General features: G+C 44.0%; 19 protein-coding genes and 1 pseudogene. 19 read left to right on the top strand and 1 reads right to left on the bottom strand.

Features of this window, described 5'->3' with window-relative positions; translation table 11 throughout:
• Positions 1–249: 249 nt before the first annotated feature.
• The 3 genes from H7T97_RS07605 (at position 250) to H7T97_RS07595 (ending at position 2,501) form a co-directional block, all read left to right on the top strand.
• Entirely contained in the window at positions 250–762 is a 513-nt protein-coding gene (locus H7T97_RS07605) for an adenine phosphoribosyltransferase (RefSeq protein WP_021153512.1), read from the top strand.
• Between the two features lie 101 nt (positions 763–863).
• Positions 864–1,808, top strand: a complete 945-nt coding sequence (gene metA / locus H7T97_RS07600; RefSeq protein ID WP_003011482.1) for a homoserine O-acetyltransferase MetA — start codon at positions 864–866, stop codon at positions 1,806–1,808.
• A 9-nt stretch (positions 1,809–1,817) separates the two neighbouring features.
• A complete protein-coding gene (locus H7T97_RS07595; protein ID WP_201089957.1) occupies positions 1,818–2,501 on the top strand; it encodes a DnaD domain-containing protein in 684 nt (227 codons plus the stop codon).
• Between the two features lie 318 nt (positions 2,502–2,819).
• Here H7T97_RS07595 and add read toward each other — a convergent pair whose 3' ends face one another.
• Positions 2,820–3,839: an adenosine deaminase gene (add, locus tag H7T97_RS07590; RefSeq protein ID WP_201089955.1), complete on the bottom strand. Its 1,020-nt coding sequence runs from the start codon at positions 3,837–3,839 to the stop codon at positions 2,820–2,822.
• A gap of 137 nt (positions 3,840–3,976) precedes the next feature.
• Between add and yghU the strand changes: the two genes are divergently transcribed.
• The 16 genes and pseudogenes from yghU (at position 3,977) to H7T97_RS07510 (ending at position 19,136) form a co-directional block, all read left to right on the top strand.
• Positions 3,977–4,765, top strand: coding sequence for a glutathione-dependent disulfide-bond oxidoreductase (yghU, locus tag H7T97_RS07585; protein ID WP_201089952.1), 789 nt, complete (start codon positions 3,977–3,979; stop codon positions 4,763–4,765).
• Between the two features lie 270 nt (positions 4,766–5,035).
• Complete coding sequence (locus H7T97_RS07580) at positions 5,036–5,725, top strand: tRNA (adenine(22)-N(1))-methyltransferase (RefSeq protein ID WP_201089950.1); 690 nt, start codon at positions 5,036–5,038, stop codon at positions 5,723–5,725.
• The gene (locus H7T97_RS07575; protein ID WP_049472310.1) at positions 5,712–6,509 is read left to right on the top strand and encodes a Nif3-like dinuclear metal center hexameric protein; all 798 of its coding nucleotides are present in this window, start codon (positions 5,712–5,714) and stop codon (positions 6,507–6,509) included. Before H7T97_RS07580 ends, H7T97_RS07575 begins: the two co-directional genes overlap by 14 nt.
• A 6-nt stretch (positions 6,510–6,515) precedes the next feature.
• On the top strand, positions 6,516–7,607 hold the full coding sequence (locus H7T97_RS07570; RefSeq protein ID WP_049472308.1) for an NAD(P)/FAD-dependent oxidoreductase: 1,092 nt from the start codon (positions 6,516–6,518) through the stop codon (positions 7,605–7,607).
• 252 nt (positions 7,608–7,859) lie between these two features.
• Positions 7,860–8,686, top strand: a pseudogene (locus tag H7T97_RS07565) (ZIP family metal transporter).
• 118 nt (positions 8,687–8,804) lie between these two features.
• Positions 8,805–9,239 carry a hypothetical protein gene (locus H7T97_RS07560; protein ID WP_049472464.1) on the top strand — a complete coding sequence of 145 codons (435 nt, stop codon included), beginning with the start codon at positions 8,805–8,807 and terminating at the stop codon, positions 9,237–9,239.
• 144 nt (positions 9,240–9,383) lie between these two features.
• The gene (rfbA, locus tag H7T97_RS07555; RefSeq protein WP_201089949.1) at positions 9,384–10,253 is read left to right on the top strand and encodes a glucose-1-phosphate thymidylyltransferase RfbA; all 870 of its coding nucleotides are present in this window, start codon (positions 9,384–9,386) and stop codon (positions 10,251–10,253) included.
• A complete protein-coding gene (locus tag H7T97_RS07550) occupies positions 10,253–10,846 on the top strand; it encodes a dTDP-4-dehydrorhamnose 3,5-epimerase family protein (protein ID WP_049472463.1) in 594 nt (197 codons plus the stop codon). Before rfbA ends, H7T97_RS07550 begins: the two co-directional genes overlap by 1 nt.
• A 405-nt stretch (positions 10,847–11,251) precedes the next feature.
• The gene (gene rfbB, locus H7T97_RS07545; protein ID WP_003002700.1) at positions 11,252–12,298 is read left to right on the top strand and encodes a dTDP-glucose 4,6-dehydratase; all 1,047 of its coding nucleotides are present in this window, start codon (positions 11,252–11,254) and stop codon (positions 12,296–12,298) included.
• A 122-nt stretch (positions 12,299–12,420) separates the two neighbouring features.
• Complete coding sequence (locus tag H7T97_RS07540) at positions 12,421–13,500, top strand: hypothetical protein (protein ID WP_201089947.1); 1,080 nt, start codon at positions 12,421–12,423, stop codon at positions 13,498–13,500.
• A gap of 112 nt (positions 13,501–13,612) precedes the next feature.
• Positions 13,613–14,704 (top strand): DUF1720 domain-containing protein, encoded by a 1,092-nt coding sequence (locus tag H7T97_RS07535; RefSeq protein WP_150906826.1) that lies wholly within the window; start codon positions 13,613–13,615, stop codon positions 14,702–14,704.
• A gap of 141 nt (positions 14,705–14,845) precedes the next feature.
• Positions 14,846–15,484 carry a uridine kinase gene (udk, locus tag H7T97_RS07530; RefSeq protein WP_003007856.1) on the top strand — a complete coding sequence of 213 codons (639 nt, stop codon included), beginning with the start codon at positions 14,846–14,848 and terminating at the stop codon, positions 15,482–15,484.
• A 191-nt stretch (positions 15,485–15,675) separates the two neighbouring features.
• Positions 15,676–16,356, top strand: a complete 681-nt coding sequence (locus tag H7T97_RS07525; RefSeq protein ID WP_195326780.1) for a YoaK family protein — start codon at positions 15,676–15,678, stop codon at positions 16,354–16,356.
• A 370-nt stretch (positions 16,357–16,726) separates the two neighbouring features.
• Complete coding sequence (locus tag H7T97_RS07520) at positions 16,727–17,224, top strand: GAF domain-containing protein (protein WP_284444006.1); 498 nt, start codon at positions 16,727–16,729, stop codon at positions 17,222–17,224.
• Positions 17,224–18,900, top strand: a complete 1,677-nt coding sequence (gene dnaX / locus H7T97_RS07515) for a DNA polymerase III subunit gamma/tau (RefSeq protein WP_195326782.1) — start codon at positions 17,224–17,226, stop codon at positions 18,898–18,900. The genes H7T97_RS07520 and dnaX overlap by 1 nt, the downstream gene beginning before the upstream one ends.
• Before the next feature lie 38 nt (positions 18,901–18,938).
• Positions 18,939–19,136: a DUF3272 family protein gene (locus tag H7T97_RS07510; RefSeq protein WP_195529364.1), complete on the top strand. Its 198-nt coding sequence runs from the start codon at positions 18,939–18,941 to the stop codon at positions 19,134–19,136.
• Positions 19,137–19,179: the final 43 nt, after the last annotated feature.

Here is a 19,179-nt window from a genome sequence, read left to right as displayed (position 1 = left end):
ATTTCGTCGTCCCACCTCCGCACAGTTGAGTAGGGCTGTAAAAGCTGATGAAATCAGCGTAGTAGAGCCCACTCAACAACTGCGTCTTGCTCGACAATCCAAAGACAATTGAGAGGCTAGGACTTTTGTCCCAGCCTCATTTTGCTGTTACTGCAGGTATGGGAAAATGATTTGGCAAAAAATGATGCAAGTTAGTGGAATTCATGATATAATGGAATGTAAAAAATTTTTTATGAAAGAAAGTTAACCATGAATTTAAAAGATTACATTGCAAGCATTGAAAACTATCCACAAGAAGGAATTACCTTCCGTGATATCAGCCCTTTGATGGCAGATGGCAATGCTTATAGTTATGCGATTCGTGAAATCGTTCAATACGCGACAGATAAGAAAATCGACATGATAGTTGGTCCTGAAGCGCGTGGGTTCATCGTTGGATGTCCGGTCGCTTTTGAGTTGGGAATTGGATTTGCGCCTGTTCGTAAGCCTGGTAAATTGCCACGGGAAGTCATCTCTGCTGACTACGAAAAAGAATACGGTGTGGATACCCTCTGCATGCACGCAGATGCCATCAAACCAGGTCAACGCGTCCTCATCGTTGATGACCTCTTGGCGACTGGTGGTACGGTGAAAGCAACCATCGAAATGATCGAAAAACTCGGTGGGGTCGTTGCAGGGTGTGCCTTCTTGATCGAGTTGGATGATTTGAAAGGTCGCGAAGCGATCGGCGATTACGACTACAAAGTCTTGATGCATTACTAATATAGTCTAATACTATAACTGGCTACAGAAAAACCATAATTGAAAACTATAAGCTCCTATCATATAATGTTAGTTAAGAACTTGTAAGATGGGAGCTTTTTATGCCAATTACTCTAGATAAAAAATTACCAGCAGTTGATATCCTTCGTTCAGAAAATATTTTTGTCATGGATGATGTTCGGGCGACTCACCAGGATATTCGGCCGATGAATGTTCTCATTCTTAATCTGATGCCGACCAAGGTTGCAACAGAAACCCAACTCTTACGGCTCCTTGCCAACACGCCCTTGCAGATCAATGTAGATTTCCTCTACATGGCGAGCCATGAATCCAAGAATACAGCGGCAGAGCATTTGGAGAGCTTCTACAAGACCTTTGAGGATATCAAGGATAATTACTATGACGGCTTGATTGTGACAGGAGCGCCTGTCGAAAAGATGGACTTTGAGGAAGTGGACTACTGGGAAGAATTAACCCAGGTCTTTGAATGGTCTAAGCGTCATGTCTTTTCTACCTTACACCTTTGTTGGGGAGCCCAGGCTGGATTGTATCACCGTTACGGGATTCAAAAAGTAGAGCTCTGTGACAAGCTATCCGGTATCTATGACCAAGCAGTGGTGCGTCCTGATAGTCTGCTCATGAGAGGCTTTGACGATCGCTTCCTTGCCCCTCATTCTCGTTATACAGATATTCCTTTGAAAGAAGTCCTTGAAAAGAGCAATCTTCAAGTGATCGCGCAAGGAAATGAAGTTGGGCTTTCCATCATTGCCAGTCCAGACATGCGTGAGGTCTATAGCTTTGGCCATCTGGAGTATGATCGCGATACACTGGCAAAAGAATACCACCGAGATGTCAAGGCAGGCTTGGATCCGGACGTTCCTAAGAATTATTTTGATGGGGATGACGCTAATACAGAGCCTCGCATTCGTTGGAATCTAGCTGCGACGACTTTCTTTAGTAATTGGATCAACTATGCGGTTTATCAAGAAACACCTTACCGCTTGGAAGAATTGGAAAAAGATATTTCATTTTATGGTTACCTATAAAGGGGAATTATGACATATTCACAAGCATTTAAGTATGGCAACTTGGTTCTTCCAAGTGCCTTGCTTTTTCATTATCATGAATTGTTTGACCAAGCAGATGATTACTTGGTTTGGCAGTTTTTCTTCCTTCAAAATACGACTGGCCAAGAGGCCTTAACTCCCAATCAGATTGCTAGTCATCTAGGAAAAACGGTGACAGAGGTCAATCGGATTATGTCCAATCTGACCACCAAGGGACTTCTTCAATACCGGACTATTGAGCTCAATGGTGAGATTGAAGCCATCTTTGATGCGACCATTGCCCTGGAGCGCTTGGATGAGATTTTAGAAGCCCAATCACAAGGGAAGGCACAAAGCGCGCCTGCTAAGGGAAATGTCATCAAGGACTTGGTGGAAACCTTCCAACAAGAACTGGGACGACTCTTGACGCCTTTTGAGATTGAAGACTTGACCAAGACCGTGCGCGAGGATCAGACAGATCCAGATGTGATCAAGGCAGCCCTACGAGAAGCTGTCTTTAACGGCAAGCCTCACTGGAAATATATCCAAGCCATTTTACGCAACTGGCGCAGTGAAGGCATCAACAGCCTGGTCCAAGTAGAGGCGAAACTACAAGAACGCGAGCAAGCCAACCCACGCAATGTGACAGTTTCAGACGATTTCTTGAAGGCCATGGATTTGTGGAAGAATTAAAAAAACTAGCACTTATTTGAGTGCTAGCTGCAGATGGAAGGTAAAGTCTTCCTAGAAACTTTCCTTATGTGAGTACGGACGTCAGCGAACTTCGTAGAAGTTCCATGACTTAGTTTTGAGTCTAAGGCCTCAAAACTCCCGAGTGCCTGAAACAATTACGTTTCAGGCACTTTTCTCACGGCGGAAAGTTTTTAGTTTATACTTGAATAGTTTTAAAAATAAGACATTATTTTTACTGAAACAAATAGGTTCTTATTTGAAAAAATAATTTTTTACCATACAAAAAGCTAGCAGTCATATATTGCTAGCATTTTTCGTTTATAGATAGTCTGCATAGGCTTTTTCTAGTTTGCTAAGGAGTTCTTGTTTTTCCTCCTCACTAGCAAAGGAAGCCTGGATGGCATGGACATTGTGTTGGTAAAAGTCAGTTTCCTTGGTTTGGAAGTGCTGATGGTAGAGGGTGTATTCCTTGGTGAGGTTGGTATCAGATACAGTCCGGTTATCGGTATTGATACTGATCCGAGCTCCGGCTGCCTTCATCTTCAAATAAGGGAAATATTCTATAGTCGGTGCTGCTTTTGTTTGTAGGTTGCTGGTCAAGCAGAGTTCACCAGTGACCCCATTTTCAATAAAGGATTGGAGTAAGGCTGGTTCATGAGATAGAGCTGTCACGTGGCCATTGCGTTTGATGCCAAATGCAATCGATTGGGCAACAAAGTGTGGGCAATGACACTCACCTGCATGAAGCGTCATGGGCCGATGGTAACTCTTGACTTGCTCAATTAGGGGTCGAATATCTTCTGGAGAGTAGTTGTGCTCATCCCCGGCAAAGTCAAAACCAACAAAATCCTGATCACTAACTTGGTTGGCTTCTGCAAGAATGCGAGATGTGAGATCTTGATCGGACTGGCGCATGCCACAGACTAAGGCTTTTGCAACAATGCCAAATTCCTCCTGGGCTTGACGCAGTCCTTCACAGACAGCATCGATGGTTTCTGGGACGGTGAGCCCTTGGTCCATGGACAATTCTGGTGCAAAACGAACTTCGATGTAGACGACATTTTCGAGAGCAGCTTGCTTGGCCACATCGTAAGCAGCAAGCGTCAAGGCTTCCTTAGTTTGAAGGAGGGGCCGAATGTAGTCAAATGCCTCCAAATAGTCCAAAAGATTCTCACAGTGGGCAGGCGCAGTGACATGGTGCTTGAGCTCCTCATCGCTAGCAGGTAGGTCAATATTGGCCATAGCTGCCAATTGGCGAATGATTGGAAGCGATAAGGAACCGTCTAAGTGACAGTGAAGTTCTGTCTTTGCCAAACTATGAAAATCGATCGTGGACATGGTTTTCTCCTTAAAATTGTATTTTTTCTATACTATCATTTTGGCAAAAAAAGTCAAGTAGCCTTCGCGTAGCAGATCTTTGAAAGGGAGGCCGATATTTGATATGCTAGTAGTAACATAGACAAAGGAGAAAAGAGATGTCAGACTATCAATTACCAGAAGTATGGGAAGCACCGAGCCAGATGGGAGGAGCCTGGGGTGGCCTGAACCAACCAACAGCAGGTGCCCGCTTTGAACAAACTCTTCCAAAAGGGGATCAGCCTTTCCAACTCTATACCCTTCCAACTCCAAATGGGATTAAGGTAACCATTATGCTGGAGGAATTGAAAGAGCTGGGAGTGGATGCAGGCTACGACGCTTATCGCATCAAGATTGGTGAGGGAGATCAATTTGGCAGTGACTTTGTAGCCATCAATCCAAACTCGAAAATTCCAGCTATGTTGGATCAATCAGGAGAGGAAGCGATTCGGGTCTTTGAATCAGCTAATATTCTCTTGTATCTAGCAGAGAAATTTGGCCAATTAATCCCGACAGATCCTGCTAAGCGGACAGAAGTGCTCAACTGGCTCTTCTGGCAGACGGGTGCGGCACCATTCTTAGGTGGAGGCTTTGGTCATTTCTTCCACTATGCTCCTGAAAAAATCGAGTATGCCATCAACCGTTTTGCCATGGAAGCCAAACGCCAATTGGACCTACTGGACAAGGAACTGGCCACTAAACCTTATATCGCAGGGGATGACTATACCATTGCAGATATTGCCATCTGGTCTTGGTATGGCCGTCTCGCCCAAGACAAGGTCTGGGACCGAGCAGGAATTTTCCTAAATGTAAAGGAATACAAGCATTTGCAAGCTTGGACAGAGAAAATTGCCAATCGCCCAGCCGTGCAACGTGGCTTGGAAGTAGAATATAAGGAAATTGACTAAAGTCTAATATCGGCTTGTTGAGGATGATAGCGAGAGTTTCCGCCGTGAGTATAGCACATGAAACGTATAAGTTTCATGTGCCCGGAAGTTTTGAGACATTAGACTCAAAACTTAGTCATGGAACTTTGAAGAAGTTCGCTGACGTCCGGACTCACCTAAGGAAAGTCTAAAGTAATACCTTTCCATAATAGACAAGGCGCCGTTGCGCCTTTTTTTAATGGTGCAAACATGGTATACTATAGGATGGAATAAAAGTATAGAAAGAAGCACATGGAATTTACAAAATTATCAAATCGCTTGAATCTGGTGGCCAGTTTCGTCCCAGCTGGAGCGCGTCTTTTGGATGTGGGGAGTGATCATGCTTATCTCCCAATCGCCCTCTTACAAGAAGGCAAGATTGAGGCTGCCATTGCTGGGGAAGTGGTAGAGGGGCCTTATCAGTCTGCCCTCCAAAATGTCGTCGATAATGGTTTAGAGGACAAGATTGAAGTCCGTCTGGCCAATGGCTTGGCTGCCTTTGAACCAGCAGACGGCATTTCCTGTATCACCATTGCTGGCATGGGCGGACGCTTGATTGCAGATATCTTAGCGGCAGGTCTTGAGAAATTAGCCAATGTCTCTCGCTTGGTTCTGCAGCCCAATAATCGAGAGGATGAACTGCGGGCTTGGTTAGTCGACCATGATTTCCACATTGTTGATGAATCTATCTTGGAAGAAAATGAGAAGTTTTATGAGATCCTTGTGGTGGAACACGGTTCTCAAGAGTTGACAGCCAAGGAACTACGCTTTGGTCCCCATTTGATGCGGGAACAAGCTCCAGCCTTTGTCCAAAAGTGGTCCAAGGAAGTGGAGAAATTAGCCTTCGCCTTGGAGCAGGTCCCAGTTGAGAATCAATCTGCCAGAGCATCGTTAGAAGAGCGCATCGCTCACATCAAGGAGGTTCTACATGTTAGCAAGTGAAGTCATCAAACGCTATGAATCCTATTGTCCTCAGGAATTGTCTATGGAGGGAGATGTCCGTGGCCTACAAGTCGGCACGCTACAAAAAGACATCAAGAAGGTCATGGTAGCCCTAGATATTCGGGAGCAGACGGTGGCAGAAGCAATCGCTCATGGGGTGGACTTGATCATCGTCAAGCACGCGCCTATTTTCCGTCCCATCAAGGATTTGGTAGCTGATCGGGCCCAAAATCAGATCTATATCGATTTGATCAAGCATGATATCGCAGTCTACGTCAGCCATACTAATATTGACATTGTCCCAGATGGTCTCAACGATTGGTTTTGCCAGCTCTTGGAAATTGAAGATACAGAGCCCCTCAGTATGACAGGGGAAGGACTTGGAATCGGCCGGATCGGTCGGGTAGCTACACAAACCTTTGGACAGTTGACTAGCAAGGTTAAAGAAACCTTTGGCTTAGATGCTTTGCGCATAGTCAGTTATGATCAGGCGGATTTGGATCGGGTTATCAAGCATGTCGCAATCTGTGGAGGAAGTGGCCAGTCCTTTTACAAGGATGCTCTCGCCAAGGGAGCAGATGTTTATATCACAGGAGATATCTACTACCACACGGCTCAGGACATGCTGAGCGATGGCCTCTTGGCCTTAGATCCCGGGCACCATATCGAGGTTCTCTTTGTGTCAAAACTAGTAGAAAAGCTCAATCAGTGGAAGGCTGAGGAAGCCTGGGAGATTGAAGTGATTGGCAGTCAAGCCAGCACCAATCCTTTTTACCATATCTAAGGGGTCATGATGAAAGTTGCGATTATTGGTGCAGGGATCGTGGGATCCACTGCAGCCTATTATTTATCCAAAGAAGCACAAGTGGATGTGACTGTCTATGACCATGGAGTCGGCCAAGCAACCAAGGCGGCGGCAGGCATTATTAGCCCTTGGTTTTCTAAACGGCGTAATAAGGCTTGGTATCGCCTGGCTCGTCTGGGGGCTGATTTCTACCAAGAATTGGTAGAAGACCTGGCCAAGGACGGAATTAATACAGATTTTTACCAGCAGACCGGCGTCTATCTCCTCAAGAAAAAGGAAGAAAAATTAGACGAACTCTATCAGTTGGCGCTGAGTCGTCGGGAAGAATCTCCCTTGATCGGAGACTTAGCGATTTTAAACAAAGAAGAAGTGTGCCAACAATTCCCAGGTCTACAAGGCTTTGAACAGCTCCTTTATGCCTCAGGTGGGGCCCATGTAGAGGGAGCCCTTCTAACGGAAACTCTCCTTGAAGCCAGTGGCGCAAGACTGATTAAGGAAGAGGTTGCTTTGGCTATTACAGAGGATGGTTTTCAGATAGCAGGAGAAAGCTATGACAAAGTCATCTTGGCAACAGGAGCCTGGTTGGGTCAAATGCTCGAGCCACTTGGCTACCAAGTTGATGTCCGGCCTCAAAAAGGACAGTTGAGGGATTATCAGCTAGACCGAGATATTGCTGATTATCCAGTGGTCATGCCGGAAGGAGAGCTGGATATCATTCCCTTTCAGAAGGGCAAGATCAGTATGGGAGCCACTCATGAGAATGAGATGGGCTTTGACCTGACGGTGGATCAGGCTTTGCTGAATCAGATGGAAACAGAAGCCTTGGCCTACTATCCAGAACTCGCTCAAGCAGAAGTTATCGGGGAGCGCGTGGGAACCCGTGCCTACACCAGTGACTTTTCACCATTTTGGGGAGCTGTTCCTGATCAAGTAGGCCTCTATGTCGCCAGTGGACTTGGTTCGTCTGGCCTCACAACTGGTCCCCTCATTGGGTGGCACCTATCCCAACTCGTGGTAGGAGGAAACCTGCGCTTAGATCCAGCAGATTATCCAGTTGAACAATATGTGAAGAAGTAGGCTGGGACAAAAGTCCTAGCCTCTCAATTGTATTTGGATTGTCGAGCAAGACGCAGTGGTTGAGTGGGCTCTACTACGCTGATTTCATCAGCTTTTACAGCCCTACTCAACTTTGCGGAGGTGGGACGACGAAATCGAATTCTAACGAATTACCGATTTCTGTCCCACTCTCTTTTTTTCGAAAGACCTTCCGTAATTTGGCTAAAAATAGTAGAATAGAAGAAGTGAATCATCGAGAAAATGGGAGTTGTTATGAATTGGTTTCAATCGCAATCCGTGGTCTTACAGGCCTTTCTCGCAGGATTGTTTACATGGGGCTGTACCATTGTCGGGTCAGCCATCGTTTTTTTCTTTAAGCATATCAGTCGTAAGTTACTGGACATCATGATGGGCTTTGCGGCAGGGGTCATGATTGCGGCGTCACTTTGGTCCCTCTTGCAACCGTCGATTTAGTATGTGGAAAACTCTCCTATGGGAGCTTGGCTTGGTTGCCAGCGGCTATCGGTTTTTTAGCTGGAGGTTTTTTCCTCCGTTTGATCGACGCCATCGTCCCTCTCCTTCATATGACGAAGGAGATTGATGAGGCTGAGAGTATCCATACGCCGCGGGAGAAGAAGTTGTCTAAAACAATCCTCCTTTTTCTCGCCATTACCATCCACAATTTCCCAGAAGGCTTAGCGGTTGGGGTGGCCTTTGGAGCTCTGGCTAGCAATCCAAGTCCAGAAGCCTTTATCGGGGCGGTTGGCCTGGCCATTGGGATTGGCTTGCAAAATATCCCAGAAGGGGCTGCTCTTTCAATCCCAATCCGGACGGATGGAAAATCCCGTCTCAATGCCTTTTATTGGGGATCTATGTCAGCCATCGTCGAGCCCATCGGAGCCCTTCTAGGAGCAGTGGCCGTCTTATCCATGACGGCTATCTTGCCTTATGCTCTCTCTTTTGCGGCAGGCGCTATGATCTTCGTGGTGGTTGAAGAGTTGATCCCAGATTCCCAGACTAACGGCAACACAGATGTTGCGACCCTGGGTCTCATGGTTGGCTTTGTCATTATGATGATCCTAGACGTCGCTTTGGGATAAGGAACTGAAAAGGAGAGCATCAGGACAAGCTCTCTTTTTGATTGCTGTTATTGTCTTTGAGAAAAAAGATAGTCAGATACAGCTCAAAGGGTTCTTCATTAGTCAGGAGTATTATCTTATGGTAAAAATCAAGTTTATAAAGAAAAGCAAAAGGATGATGAGTGTCATCGCTTTGGCTCTCCTTATGGTAGTTGGGATCTTTTTGTTTCATATGAACAAAAAAATGGAAGAGAAGCGACGCAATAGAGAGTATGAAGTCAGCTTTGTAAAGACCTTGAAGCATTCTTACAAGGGAATTGAGGAAATTGAGATTAAAAACCCATCCTATAGCTCCATTACTTCAGACGCATGGGGAGCTGATGTCAAAATTACATTTGTTGATGGGACTACAAAGCAACACGAATTAGCCTATGATAAAGATGTTCATAAAATGAAGATAGGGGTCTATCATAATGAAGATGAGGAATTTCAGAGCTTTATGGATTCTAGGAAAGGCACGACCAAATCTGAAGTAAAGGTAAGGTTTTCAGACGGCTCAGTCAAGGAGCAGTAATCTATTTGAATCATGAGTAAGACCAATGCTAACAATTCTACAACACTCATCTCCTGTCATCACCTTGTAACACAAATGCAAGGTGACTTTTTTATATAAACATGATAAAATAAGGGTAATGACTACGTAGAAAGGCCTAACATTATGAAAGGTATTATTTTAGCAGGGGGCTCAGGAACTCGTTTGTATCCATTGACACGTGCGGCTTCTAAACAATTGATGCCCATTTATGACAAACCAATGATCTACTATCCGCTGTCAACGCTTATGTTGGCTGGGATCAAAGATATCCTGATCATCTCGACGCCTCAAGACCTACCTCGTTTTGAAGAGCTTCTTGGAGATGGTTCTGAACTTGGTATTTCCCTCTCTTATGCAGAGCAGCCAAGTCCAGATGGCTTGGCGCAAGCCTTCATCATAGGAGAAGACTTTATCGGTGACAATCATGTTGCCCTCATCCTTGGGGACAATATCTTCCACGGAAACGGCTTAACCAAGATGTTGCAACGGGCAGAAGCGAAGGAAAAAGGAGCGACTGTCTTTGGTTACCAAGTCAAAGATCCGGAACGCTTTGGTGTGGTAGAGTTTGACGCGGATATGAATGCCATCTCTATCGAAGAAAAACCAGAACATCCAAAATCCAACTTTGCAGTGACTGGACTTTACTTCTATGACAATGATGTGGTAGAGATTGCCAAAAACATCAAACCAAGTCCTCGTGGCGAGCTTGAAATCACAGATGTCAACAAGGCTTATTTGGAGCGTGGAGATCTCTCTGTTGAGCTCATGGGCCGTGGTTTTGCCTGGTTGGATACAGGAACTCACGAAAGTCTCTTGCAAGCATCTCAATATATCGAAACTGTTCAACGCTTGCAAAATGTCCAAGTGGCTAACCTTGAGGAAATTGCCTATCGCATGGGTTATATCACCAAAGAACAAGTCCATGAATTAGCGCAATCACTGAAGAAAAACGAATACGGACAATATTTGCTCCGTTTGATTGGAGAAGCTTAATGACGGAACAATTTTTTGATAAAGAATTAGCAGCACGCAAAATTGAAGCCATCCCAGGCTTGATGGAGTTTGATATTCCTGTGCGTGGGGACAACCGTGGTTGGTTTAAAGAAAACTTCCAAAAAGAAAAAATGCTTCCTCTTGGCTTCCCTGAAAGCTTCTTTGCGGAAGGCAAGTTGCAAAACAATATTTCATTCTCTCGTAAAAATGTTTTGCGTGGCTTGCATGCAGAGCCTTGGGACAAGTACATCTCTGTAGCAGATGAAGGCAAGGTTCTTGGAACTTGGGTAGACCTTCGTGAAGGCGATAGCTTTGGGAACACCTACCAAACTGTGATCGATGCTTCAAAAGGCATCTTCGTCCCTCGTGGTGTAGCCAATGGGTTCCAAGTTTTGACAGATAAAGTTGCTTATACATACTTAGTCAATGATTACTGGGCATTGGAACTCAAACCAAAATATGCTTTTGTCAACTACGCAGACCCAAGCCTAGACATCCAATGGGAAAACTTGGCAGAAGCAGAAGTCTCAGAAGCAGACAAGAACCACCCACTGCTCAAAGACGTCAAACCCCTAAAAGCAGAAGATTTGTAAGAATAGCTCTTTAAACAATCAAAGAAAGCATTCTATAGTTTTTAGCTTTGCTATAAACGAGCGAAGCGAGTTATATACTTAGCTTTCCGCCGTGAGAAAAGCACCTGAACTATTTTTGTTTCAGGTGCTCGGAAGTTTTGAGACATTAGGCTCAAAACTAATTGAACACGGGCTACGGATTGTGTCAAAAAGATAAGTTTTCCTAGAATCGAAAAATTCTGCGTCAAACTTCCTATTTTGACTTTATCCGCAAACGCCCTTTGTATCTTAATTTAGTCATGGAACTTCCTGGATTGCTGAAATCATCCACTGGATAATTTCACCTAACTTCCGTACTCACCTAAGGAAAGCTAAAAAAAGATTGATTTAAGGAACAATCAAAACTAAAAATTATTTGGAGAAAAAATGTCAGAATATAAACATATCATCGTAACTGGTGGAGCTGGTTTCATCGGTTCAAACTTCGTACACTATGTCTACAACAACCATCCAGACGTACATGTGACTGTCCTTGACAAACTCACTTACGCTGGTAACCGTGCCAACATTGAAGAAATCCTTGGAGATCGTGTCGAGTTGGTTGTGGGGGACATCGCTGATGCTGAATTAGTTGACAAATTGGCTGCCAAGGCTGATGCTATTGTTCACTATGCGGCTGAAAGCCACAATGACAACTCCCTCAAAGACCCATCTCCATTTATCTACACAAACTTTGTTGGAACTTATACACTATTGGAAGCGGCTCGTAAGTACGACATTCGTTTCCACCACGTGTCAACAGACGAAGTGTATGGAGACCTTCCATTGCGCGAAGATCTTCCTGGACATGGGGAAGGTCCTGGTGAAAAATTCACTGCTGAAACCAAATACAACCCTTCATCACCGTACTCATCAACTAAGGCTGCTTCAGACTTAATCGTGAAGGCTTGGGTTCGTTCATTTGGTGTTAAGGCAACCATTTCAAACTGTTCAAACAACTATGGACCATATCAACACATCGAGAAGTTCATCCCACGTCAAATCACCAATATCTTGTCTGGGATCAAACCAAAACTTTATGGTGAAGGGAAGAACGTCCGTGACTGGATCCACACCAACGACCACTCAACTGGTGTTTGGGCTATCCTCACCAAAGGCCGTATCGGTGAAACTTACTTGATCGGTGCCGATGGTGAAAAGAACAACAAGGAAGTGCTTGAGCTCATCCTTGAAAAAATGGGTCAACCAAAAGACGCCTACGACCGTGTAACAGACCGTGCTGGTCACGATTTGCGTTACGCTATCGATTCAACCAAATTGCGTGAAGAATTGGGTTGGGAACCACAATTCACAAACTTCGAAGCAGGTTTGGAAGATACCATCAAGTGGTACACAGACCACCAAGACTGGTGGAAGGCTGAAAAAGAAGCTGTAGAAGCCAACTACGCGAAAACACAAAAAGTTTTGAAATAATGAAGAAGGTCCAAGTGGAACATCGCTTGGACTTTTTCTTTTTTTCTGAAAAACAGTGATTGCCCTTTCATGTATGGTATAATAGGATCAGTTTGAAAACAATCATCGATTAGGAGGAATAGATGAATCAAAAAGATTGGGTTGACTATTTTGAAGCACTCCATAACCGGAAGCCGAGTCTGCAAGAGTTTCAAAATGCACGAGCGAATGGTGAGTTTGTAGTGGAACGAAAAGAGACCGTTCCTGAAGCACCAGTTCCATCAGCGGTAGCCTTACGAGAGAAAAGTGAGCAGGCTCAAATGCCGTCACAAGTGGAGTCAAGGCCTGAGACTCCAGCTATCAAACGCTTTAGTGTGAAATGGAATAAGCAGACAAAATGGGCTTTATCAGGTATGGGAATACTAGCTATCTTTGTACTGGCTTACTTCTTTTTCTTCCAACCGACTCCAAGTTTGGAAGGAATCTGGATTGGACCTGCTGATTCAACAGCAGTCGTTTATGAATTAAATCAAGAAGAGCCACGATCGAATGGTAAGTATAAGATTGAAAAAGTTTATAAGGGGAAGGAAGCGAGTCAAGAGTTTCAGAAAGCTTTAAACCAGTTAAACTACTCCAAGCTGAAGACCTTAGCTGATGTTGATAGAAAATTTGACCTCCACACGAGGGAAGTTGTCATCATTAAAGACGAGCATGGGCTTGTTTATAATCTACTCCAAAGCAATGGGACCAATGTGATTTTAGCCAATGACTTGATGGATTTGGTTACCTATAGTGATCATTCAGAGAGCTTTAAGAAGAATGCTGTTTTTCATAAGACTGAAATTCCAAAAGTGCTCCTTGGAAAATGGAAAATTGAGCGTTCTTACGATGACGAAACCAATTATCTTGAATTAAATGATCGTGGTATTCTGACTTATAGTGAATTTGATAGTAGCGAAGGTACGGCTTTTTATACCCTAGAAGAGCTTCAAAAAATGCCTTCCAGTAAGTTTGATCAAGAAAAGTCAGCTGACAAAGTGAATGAGGTCTTTGAGGATCTTCAAGATGCGGTGGATTCCCAAGATTACCAGCTAACTAGTATGAAAGACGTGTACAAGCAACTAGGATCTGATTTTTATTATGTCCCTGTAAATGGAGGGAAGACAGTCCTTGTTTTCACAGAGGGCTATCATCTATTCGAAAAATTGGAAAAAGTGAAATAAATCAGATGGACCAAAAGGTCCTTTTCTTTTATTTTCTGAAAATCACGAAATGGACCATGAATTTGTGGTATAATATGGTTAGTTTTTATGATGAATCAATAAGGGGGATATGATGAATCAAAATGATTGGGTTGAATACTTTGAAGCGATCAATGGTCGTAAGCCAAGTATGCAAGAATTTCAAGAAGCGCGTGAAAAAGGGGAGTTTGTCGTAGAGCGAAAAGAAACACCGACACCAATAACTGAAGCGCAGGTTCCTGCTCAAGAAGCACCTGTTGCACCTAGTGCACCTCTTTCACAAGAGCAGACGGGTTTTGTCCAACCACAACCATCTGCGAAAACCTTGCAACCTGTGCCAAGACCGAAAAAATTGACATTTTCTTTCAATAAACAAACAAAGATTGGGGTCGCAGTTGCGGGACTTGTCGCAGTGATTGCTCTTGCTTGGTTCTTTTTCTTTTCAGGTGGACCAAGTCTAGATGGGGTTTGGTTGAGAAATACGGATTCTAGTCCGGTTACTTATGAACTAAGTGGAAAGAAACAAAAAGTCAATGGTGGTGAGACCATCAAAAAGGTTCTCAAGGGGAATGAAGCGAAAAAAGAATTTAATACAGCACTTTCTTTGTTAAATGCAACAGACTTGCATTCACTTGCGGATGTCGATAAGAAATTTAACCTGAAGACGACAGAAATTGTTGTTATTAAGTCTGGTGGGAACACACGCTATAACTTGCTCCAAAAAGACGGAAGCAATATTATTTTAAGAAATGATTTATTCGACTTGAAAACTTATAAGTCATACAAAGGAAACTTTGAAGATAATTTGGTCTATCACAAGGTTGAAACACCAAAGGCCATGGTTGGAAAATGGAAGAATGTGACAGAAGGAGATAATACAACTGTTCAGATTTCAGATCATGGAATTATAAGTGATAAGTATTACGATAACAAGGCTTACGCATTCTATTCTCTAGCTGATCAAGAAAAGTATGATGGAGACACGACTTCTAAAGAAGAGATTGAACACACATTTGACGTAATTCAAGAAGCGGTGAAATCAGAAGGCTATCAAGTGAAGAGCGCTAAGGAAGTCTATATACAAGCTAATTCAAATTATTGTTTCGTACCTGTCAATGGTGGAAAAAATATACTCGTCTTACGTGGTGGTAATGAATTTGCTGCAAAACTAGAAAAAGTGAAATAATCAAAGGACCGCAAGGTCCTTTTTGTTTCCAAATTTCTGACTGAAAAACTATTCATGTCTAGGAAAAAATATGGTAAAATGGATAAGATATGTCTGAGATGTCTATTTCTTCTCAGGCGACTACAGGTAATGGAGTAGAAAATGCAAAATAGACCTATTATTATTGGTGTTACTGGTGGCTCTGGTGGTGGAAAGACCAGTGTGTCTCGTGCCATTTTGGCCAATTTCCCGAATGAAAAGATTGCCATGATTGAGCATGATTCTTATTACAAGGACCAAAGTCATTTGACCTTTGAGGAGCGGATCAAGACCAACTATGACCATCCTTTTGCCTTTGATACGGATTTGATGATTGCGCAGATCAATGAACTCTTGGCAGGTCGTCCAGTGGATATCCCAACCTATGACTATGCGGAACATACGCGCAGCAGCAAGACCTATCGTCAGGAACCACAGGATGTCTTCATCGTGGAAGGGATCTTAGTTCTTGAAGACAAGCGCCTTCGGGACCTGATGGACATCAAGATTTTCGTTGATACGGATGATGATGTGCGGATCATTCGCCGGATCAAGCGCGATATGGAGGAGCGTGGCCGGAGTCTGGATAGTGTCATTGAGCAATACCTTGGTGTAGTAAAACCGATGTACCACCAGTTCATCGAGCCAACCAAGCGCTATGCGGATGTGATTATTCCTGAGGGAGTGACCAATACAGTTGCGATTGACTTGATCACAACCAAGATTGAGAAAATCCTCAACGAGGCGCGTGAGGGAAAATAAAGATAGGGAGAAAGAGGACAATCGATCTCCATCGTTTATCATTAGTTGGAATAATTGAATGTCGCAGTAGTTGGTGAGACTCTTCATTCGCTAAAAGACTCGAAAGAGTTCTCAATCAACTTCGCGGGAGTGGTACCAGAAATGTTATGTAACATTTGTACCACTCCCTCTTTTTCCTAGGGAGAATGGAAATGAAAAGGGAGTTTCATTCGCGGACCAAGGCGTTCGCTTGTTTATTGACCATGTGTGCTGGTTTTTCAGATGCTTATACCTTTATTTGTCGGGGTGGGACCTTGGCGGCAGGCCAGACGGGAAATGTGGTCTTTCTATCGGTTGGTTTGATCGGCCAGCAGATCTCAGATGTAGAAGTGAAGTTAGCCACGATGCTGGCCTTTATGCTGGGGATCTTTTTAATGACGGTCTTGCGTCGCTTGATTGATAATTCAGTCTGGCGCTTGAGTACCCTAGTGCCCTATATCCTCACAACTTTGGTGACGGGATTTTTGCCAGCATCGGTAAAAAATGTCTTCATCGTGCCTTTTTTTGGCCTGAGTTTGGGAATCGTAGCGACCTCATTTGGAGAAGTAGGTAGCTATGCCTACAACCACTCTTTTATGACCGGAAATCTCAAGAAAACCATGGTAGCTTATGGAAATTTTGTTAGAGACAGGGAGATGAAATTCCTCTGGGAAGCCATCTTTATGACCTGCTTGATCGGGAGTTTCGTCTGTGGGGCCATCTTTTCGACCTACTTGATCCAGTTTTATGGTTTAAAAACTATCTGGCTAGTGGCCATCATCTTGACCATCTTTTTAATCTACCGGGCCATTCAATATTTTGAAGTCTTTCGCTTCAATCGGCGACATGAATAGATAAAATAATTTTTAGAAGAATGAGTTAAATGATTCTGCAAAGAAATAAAACTGAGATTTCATTTTTAAAATGAATCAAGAAAATATTGAAACTTTCCGCCGTGAGAAAAGTTTTAAGATAACTTTATCTATATTCCAGAGGCTGGGACAAAAGTCCTAGCCTCTCAATTGTTTTTGGATTGTCGAGCAAGACGCAGTGGTTGAATGGGCTCTACTACGCTGATTTCATCAGCTTTTACAGCCCTACTCAACTGTGCGGAGGTGAGACGACGAAATCGAATTCTAACGAATTACCGATTTCTGTCCCACTCTCTTTTCTTTCGCTGTTTGAAGCTTAATTTTTGGGCAAAGATTTGGTATAATGGAAGGTATGAAACATTCGGAAAAAGAATCACAATACCAGCTCTTGCTGGCTCAGTTAGACGCTCTCTTAACAGGAGAAACCAATGCCTTGGCTAATCTGTCCAATGCCAGTGCGCTCTTAAATCAAGCCCTGCCTCGTTCGGTCTTTGCGGGTTTCTATTTGTATGATCAAACTGAATTGATCTTGGGACCATTTCAGGGAGGTGTTTCTTGTGTCCATATCGCTCTTGGAAAGGGTGTCTGTGGAGAAGCAGCTCAAAAGCAGGAAACCATCATTGTCGATGATGTGCGCCAGCATGCCAACTATATTTCCTGTGATAGTCGAGCCATGAGTGAGATTGTGGTCCCTATGGTCAAGGACGGTCAGCTCCTTGGAGTTTTAGATCTAGATTCAGAGTGTGTCTCTGACTATGATCAGCTGGATCAAGAGTATTTGGAAAAGTTTGTCGCTCTCTTGATCGAAAAGACAAACTGGGACTTTAAGATGTTTGGAGTTAAGAACTAATGTATCAAGCTTTATATCGGAAATACCGGAGCCAGACCTTTGGCCAATTAGTCGGCCAGCAAGTGGTGGCACGGACATTGAGACAGGCCGTCGAGCAGGAGAAGATCAGCCATGCCTATCTCTTTTCGGGTCCTCGTGGTACTGGGAAAACCAGTGTAGCCAAGATCTTTGCTAAGGCTATGAACTGTCCTAATCAAGTCAATGGGGAGCCTTGTAACGACTGCTATATCTGTGAATCCATCACCAATGGGAGTCTAGAAGATGTTATCGAGATCGATGCAGCCTCCAACAATGGGGTCGATGAAATTCGCGATATTCGCGACAAGTCGACCTATGCTCCAAGTCTAGCCAAGCACAAGGTCTACATTATCGATGAGGTCCATATGCTCTCAACAGGGGCCTTTAATGCCTTGTTGAAGACGCTGGAAGAGCCGACGGAAAATGTGGTCTTTATCCTTGCAACAACGGAATTGCACAAAATTCCAGCCACTATTCTGTCACGGGTGCAACGCTTTGAATTCAAATCCATCAAACTACCGGATATCGTTCACCATTTGGAAAGCATCTTAGCTACAGAAGGCATTGCCTATGAAGCAGATGCTGTCCAGATCATTGCTCGGCGCGCTGAAGGTGGGATGCGGGATGCCTTGTCCATTTTGGACCAAGCCCTGAGTCTGACTGCGGGTAGTGAGTTGACGACAGCAATCGCTGAAGAGATTACTGGCTCCATCAGTCTAGCTGCGCTCGATCAGTACGTGGCTGCCATCCTGGCTCATGATGCGACAGCGGCGCTGGATCAGCTAGCGATTATCTTTGATAATGGGAAGAATATGGCCCGCTTTGTTACGGACTTACTTCAATATCTGAGAGATCTCTTGATTGTCCAGACAGGCGGAGAAAACACTCACGCTAGTGACTTATTTGCGGCGAATCTTGAAGCCGATCAAGCCCGTCTTTTTGCCCTGATTGACCAGGCGACGACTAGTCTAGCGGATATCAAAAATAGCCTGCAACCGCGTATCTATACTGAAATGATGACCATTAAATTGGCTGAAAGCACGGGCCAAGTTTCTAACTCAGCTGCTCTGGAGGTTCCTTCCAATGTGCTAGCTCAGCTGGAAGACTTAAAAAAGGAAGTCGCACAGCTCAAGCAACAGTTAGCGCAATCAGGTAGCAGTCTTCCTGCTTCAAAACCAGCAGTAGCTCGCCCAACCAAGTCGAGCAAGGGCTACCGTGCAGATCGAAACAAGGTCAACGCGATCTTGCAAGAGGCGGTTGAAAACCCAGAGTTGGCACGGACCAACTTGATCCGTCTTCAGAATGCTTGGGGGGAAATCATCGAGAGCTTGGCAGGTGCGGATAAGGCCCTCTTAATCGGATCCCAGCCGGTCGCTGCCAATGAGAACCATGCGATTTTAGCCTTTGAGTCTGCCTTTAATGCCGAACAGACCATGAAGCGGGACAACCTCAATACCATGTTTGGAAATATCCTCAGCAATGCTGCTGGCTTCTCACCAGAGATTTTAGCGGTTTCGATGGAAGAATGGACCCAAATTCGGGCAGAGTTTTCGGCTAAGGCGCGTGGGCAAAAAGCGGAAGTGGTGGAAGAAGAGGAAAGCGTCATCCCTGAGGAATTTCACTTTTTATCCGATAAAATCACCCTGCAAGACGATTAATACATGAATTTTTTACTGAATCATGGTAAAATAATTTTATGAATAGAAAACAATTTGCAGTGATAGCAGTCTTTACTGCTATGGAGACTTATTTTTTCAATGAAGCGACTATGGCGGGTCAAATGCTCTTTGCATGTTTTTGGGCCCTCTTGATCTTGCGCAATCTCCAGACGGCCTATATGGTGGAGAAAATTGCTAGTGCCATTGAAAAAGAAATTAAGAAGAGAAGAAAATAAAACCTTTGAAAAGGAATCCTTTTTCAAAGGTTTTTTTCTTGTT

It is taken from the genome of Streptococcus parasanguinis, assembly GCF_016648925.1.
Lineage (GTDB): Bacteria > Bacillota > Bacilli > Lactobacillales > Streptococcaceae > Streptococcus.
Note: the sequence above shows the minus strand (reverse complement) of the source record. Positions and strands in the feature narration are given on the sequence as shown.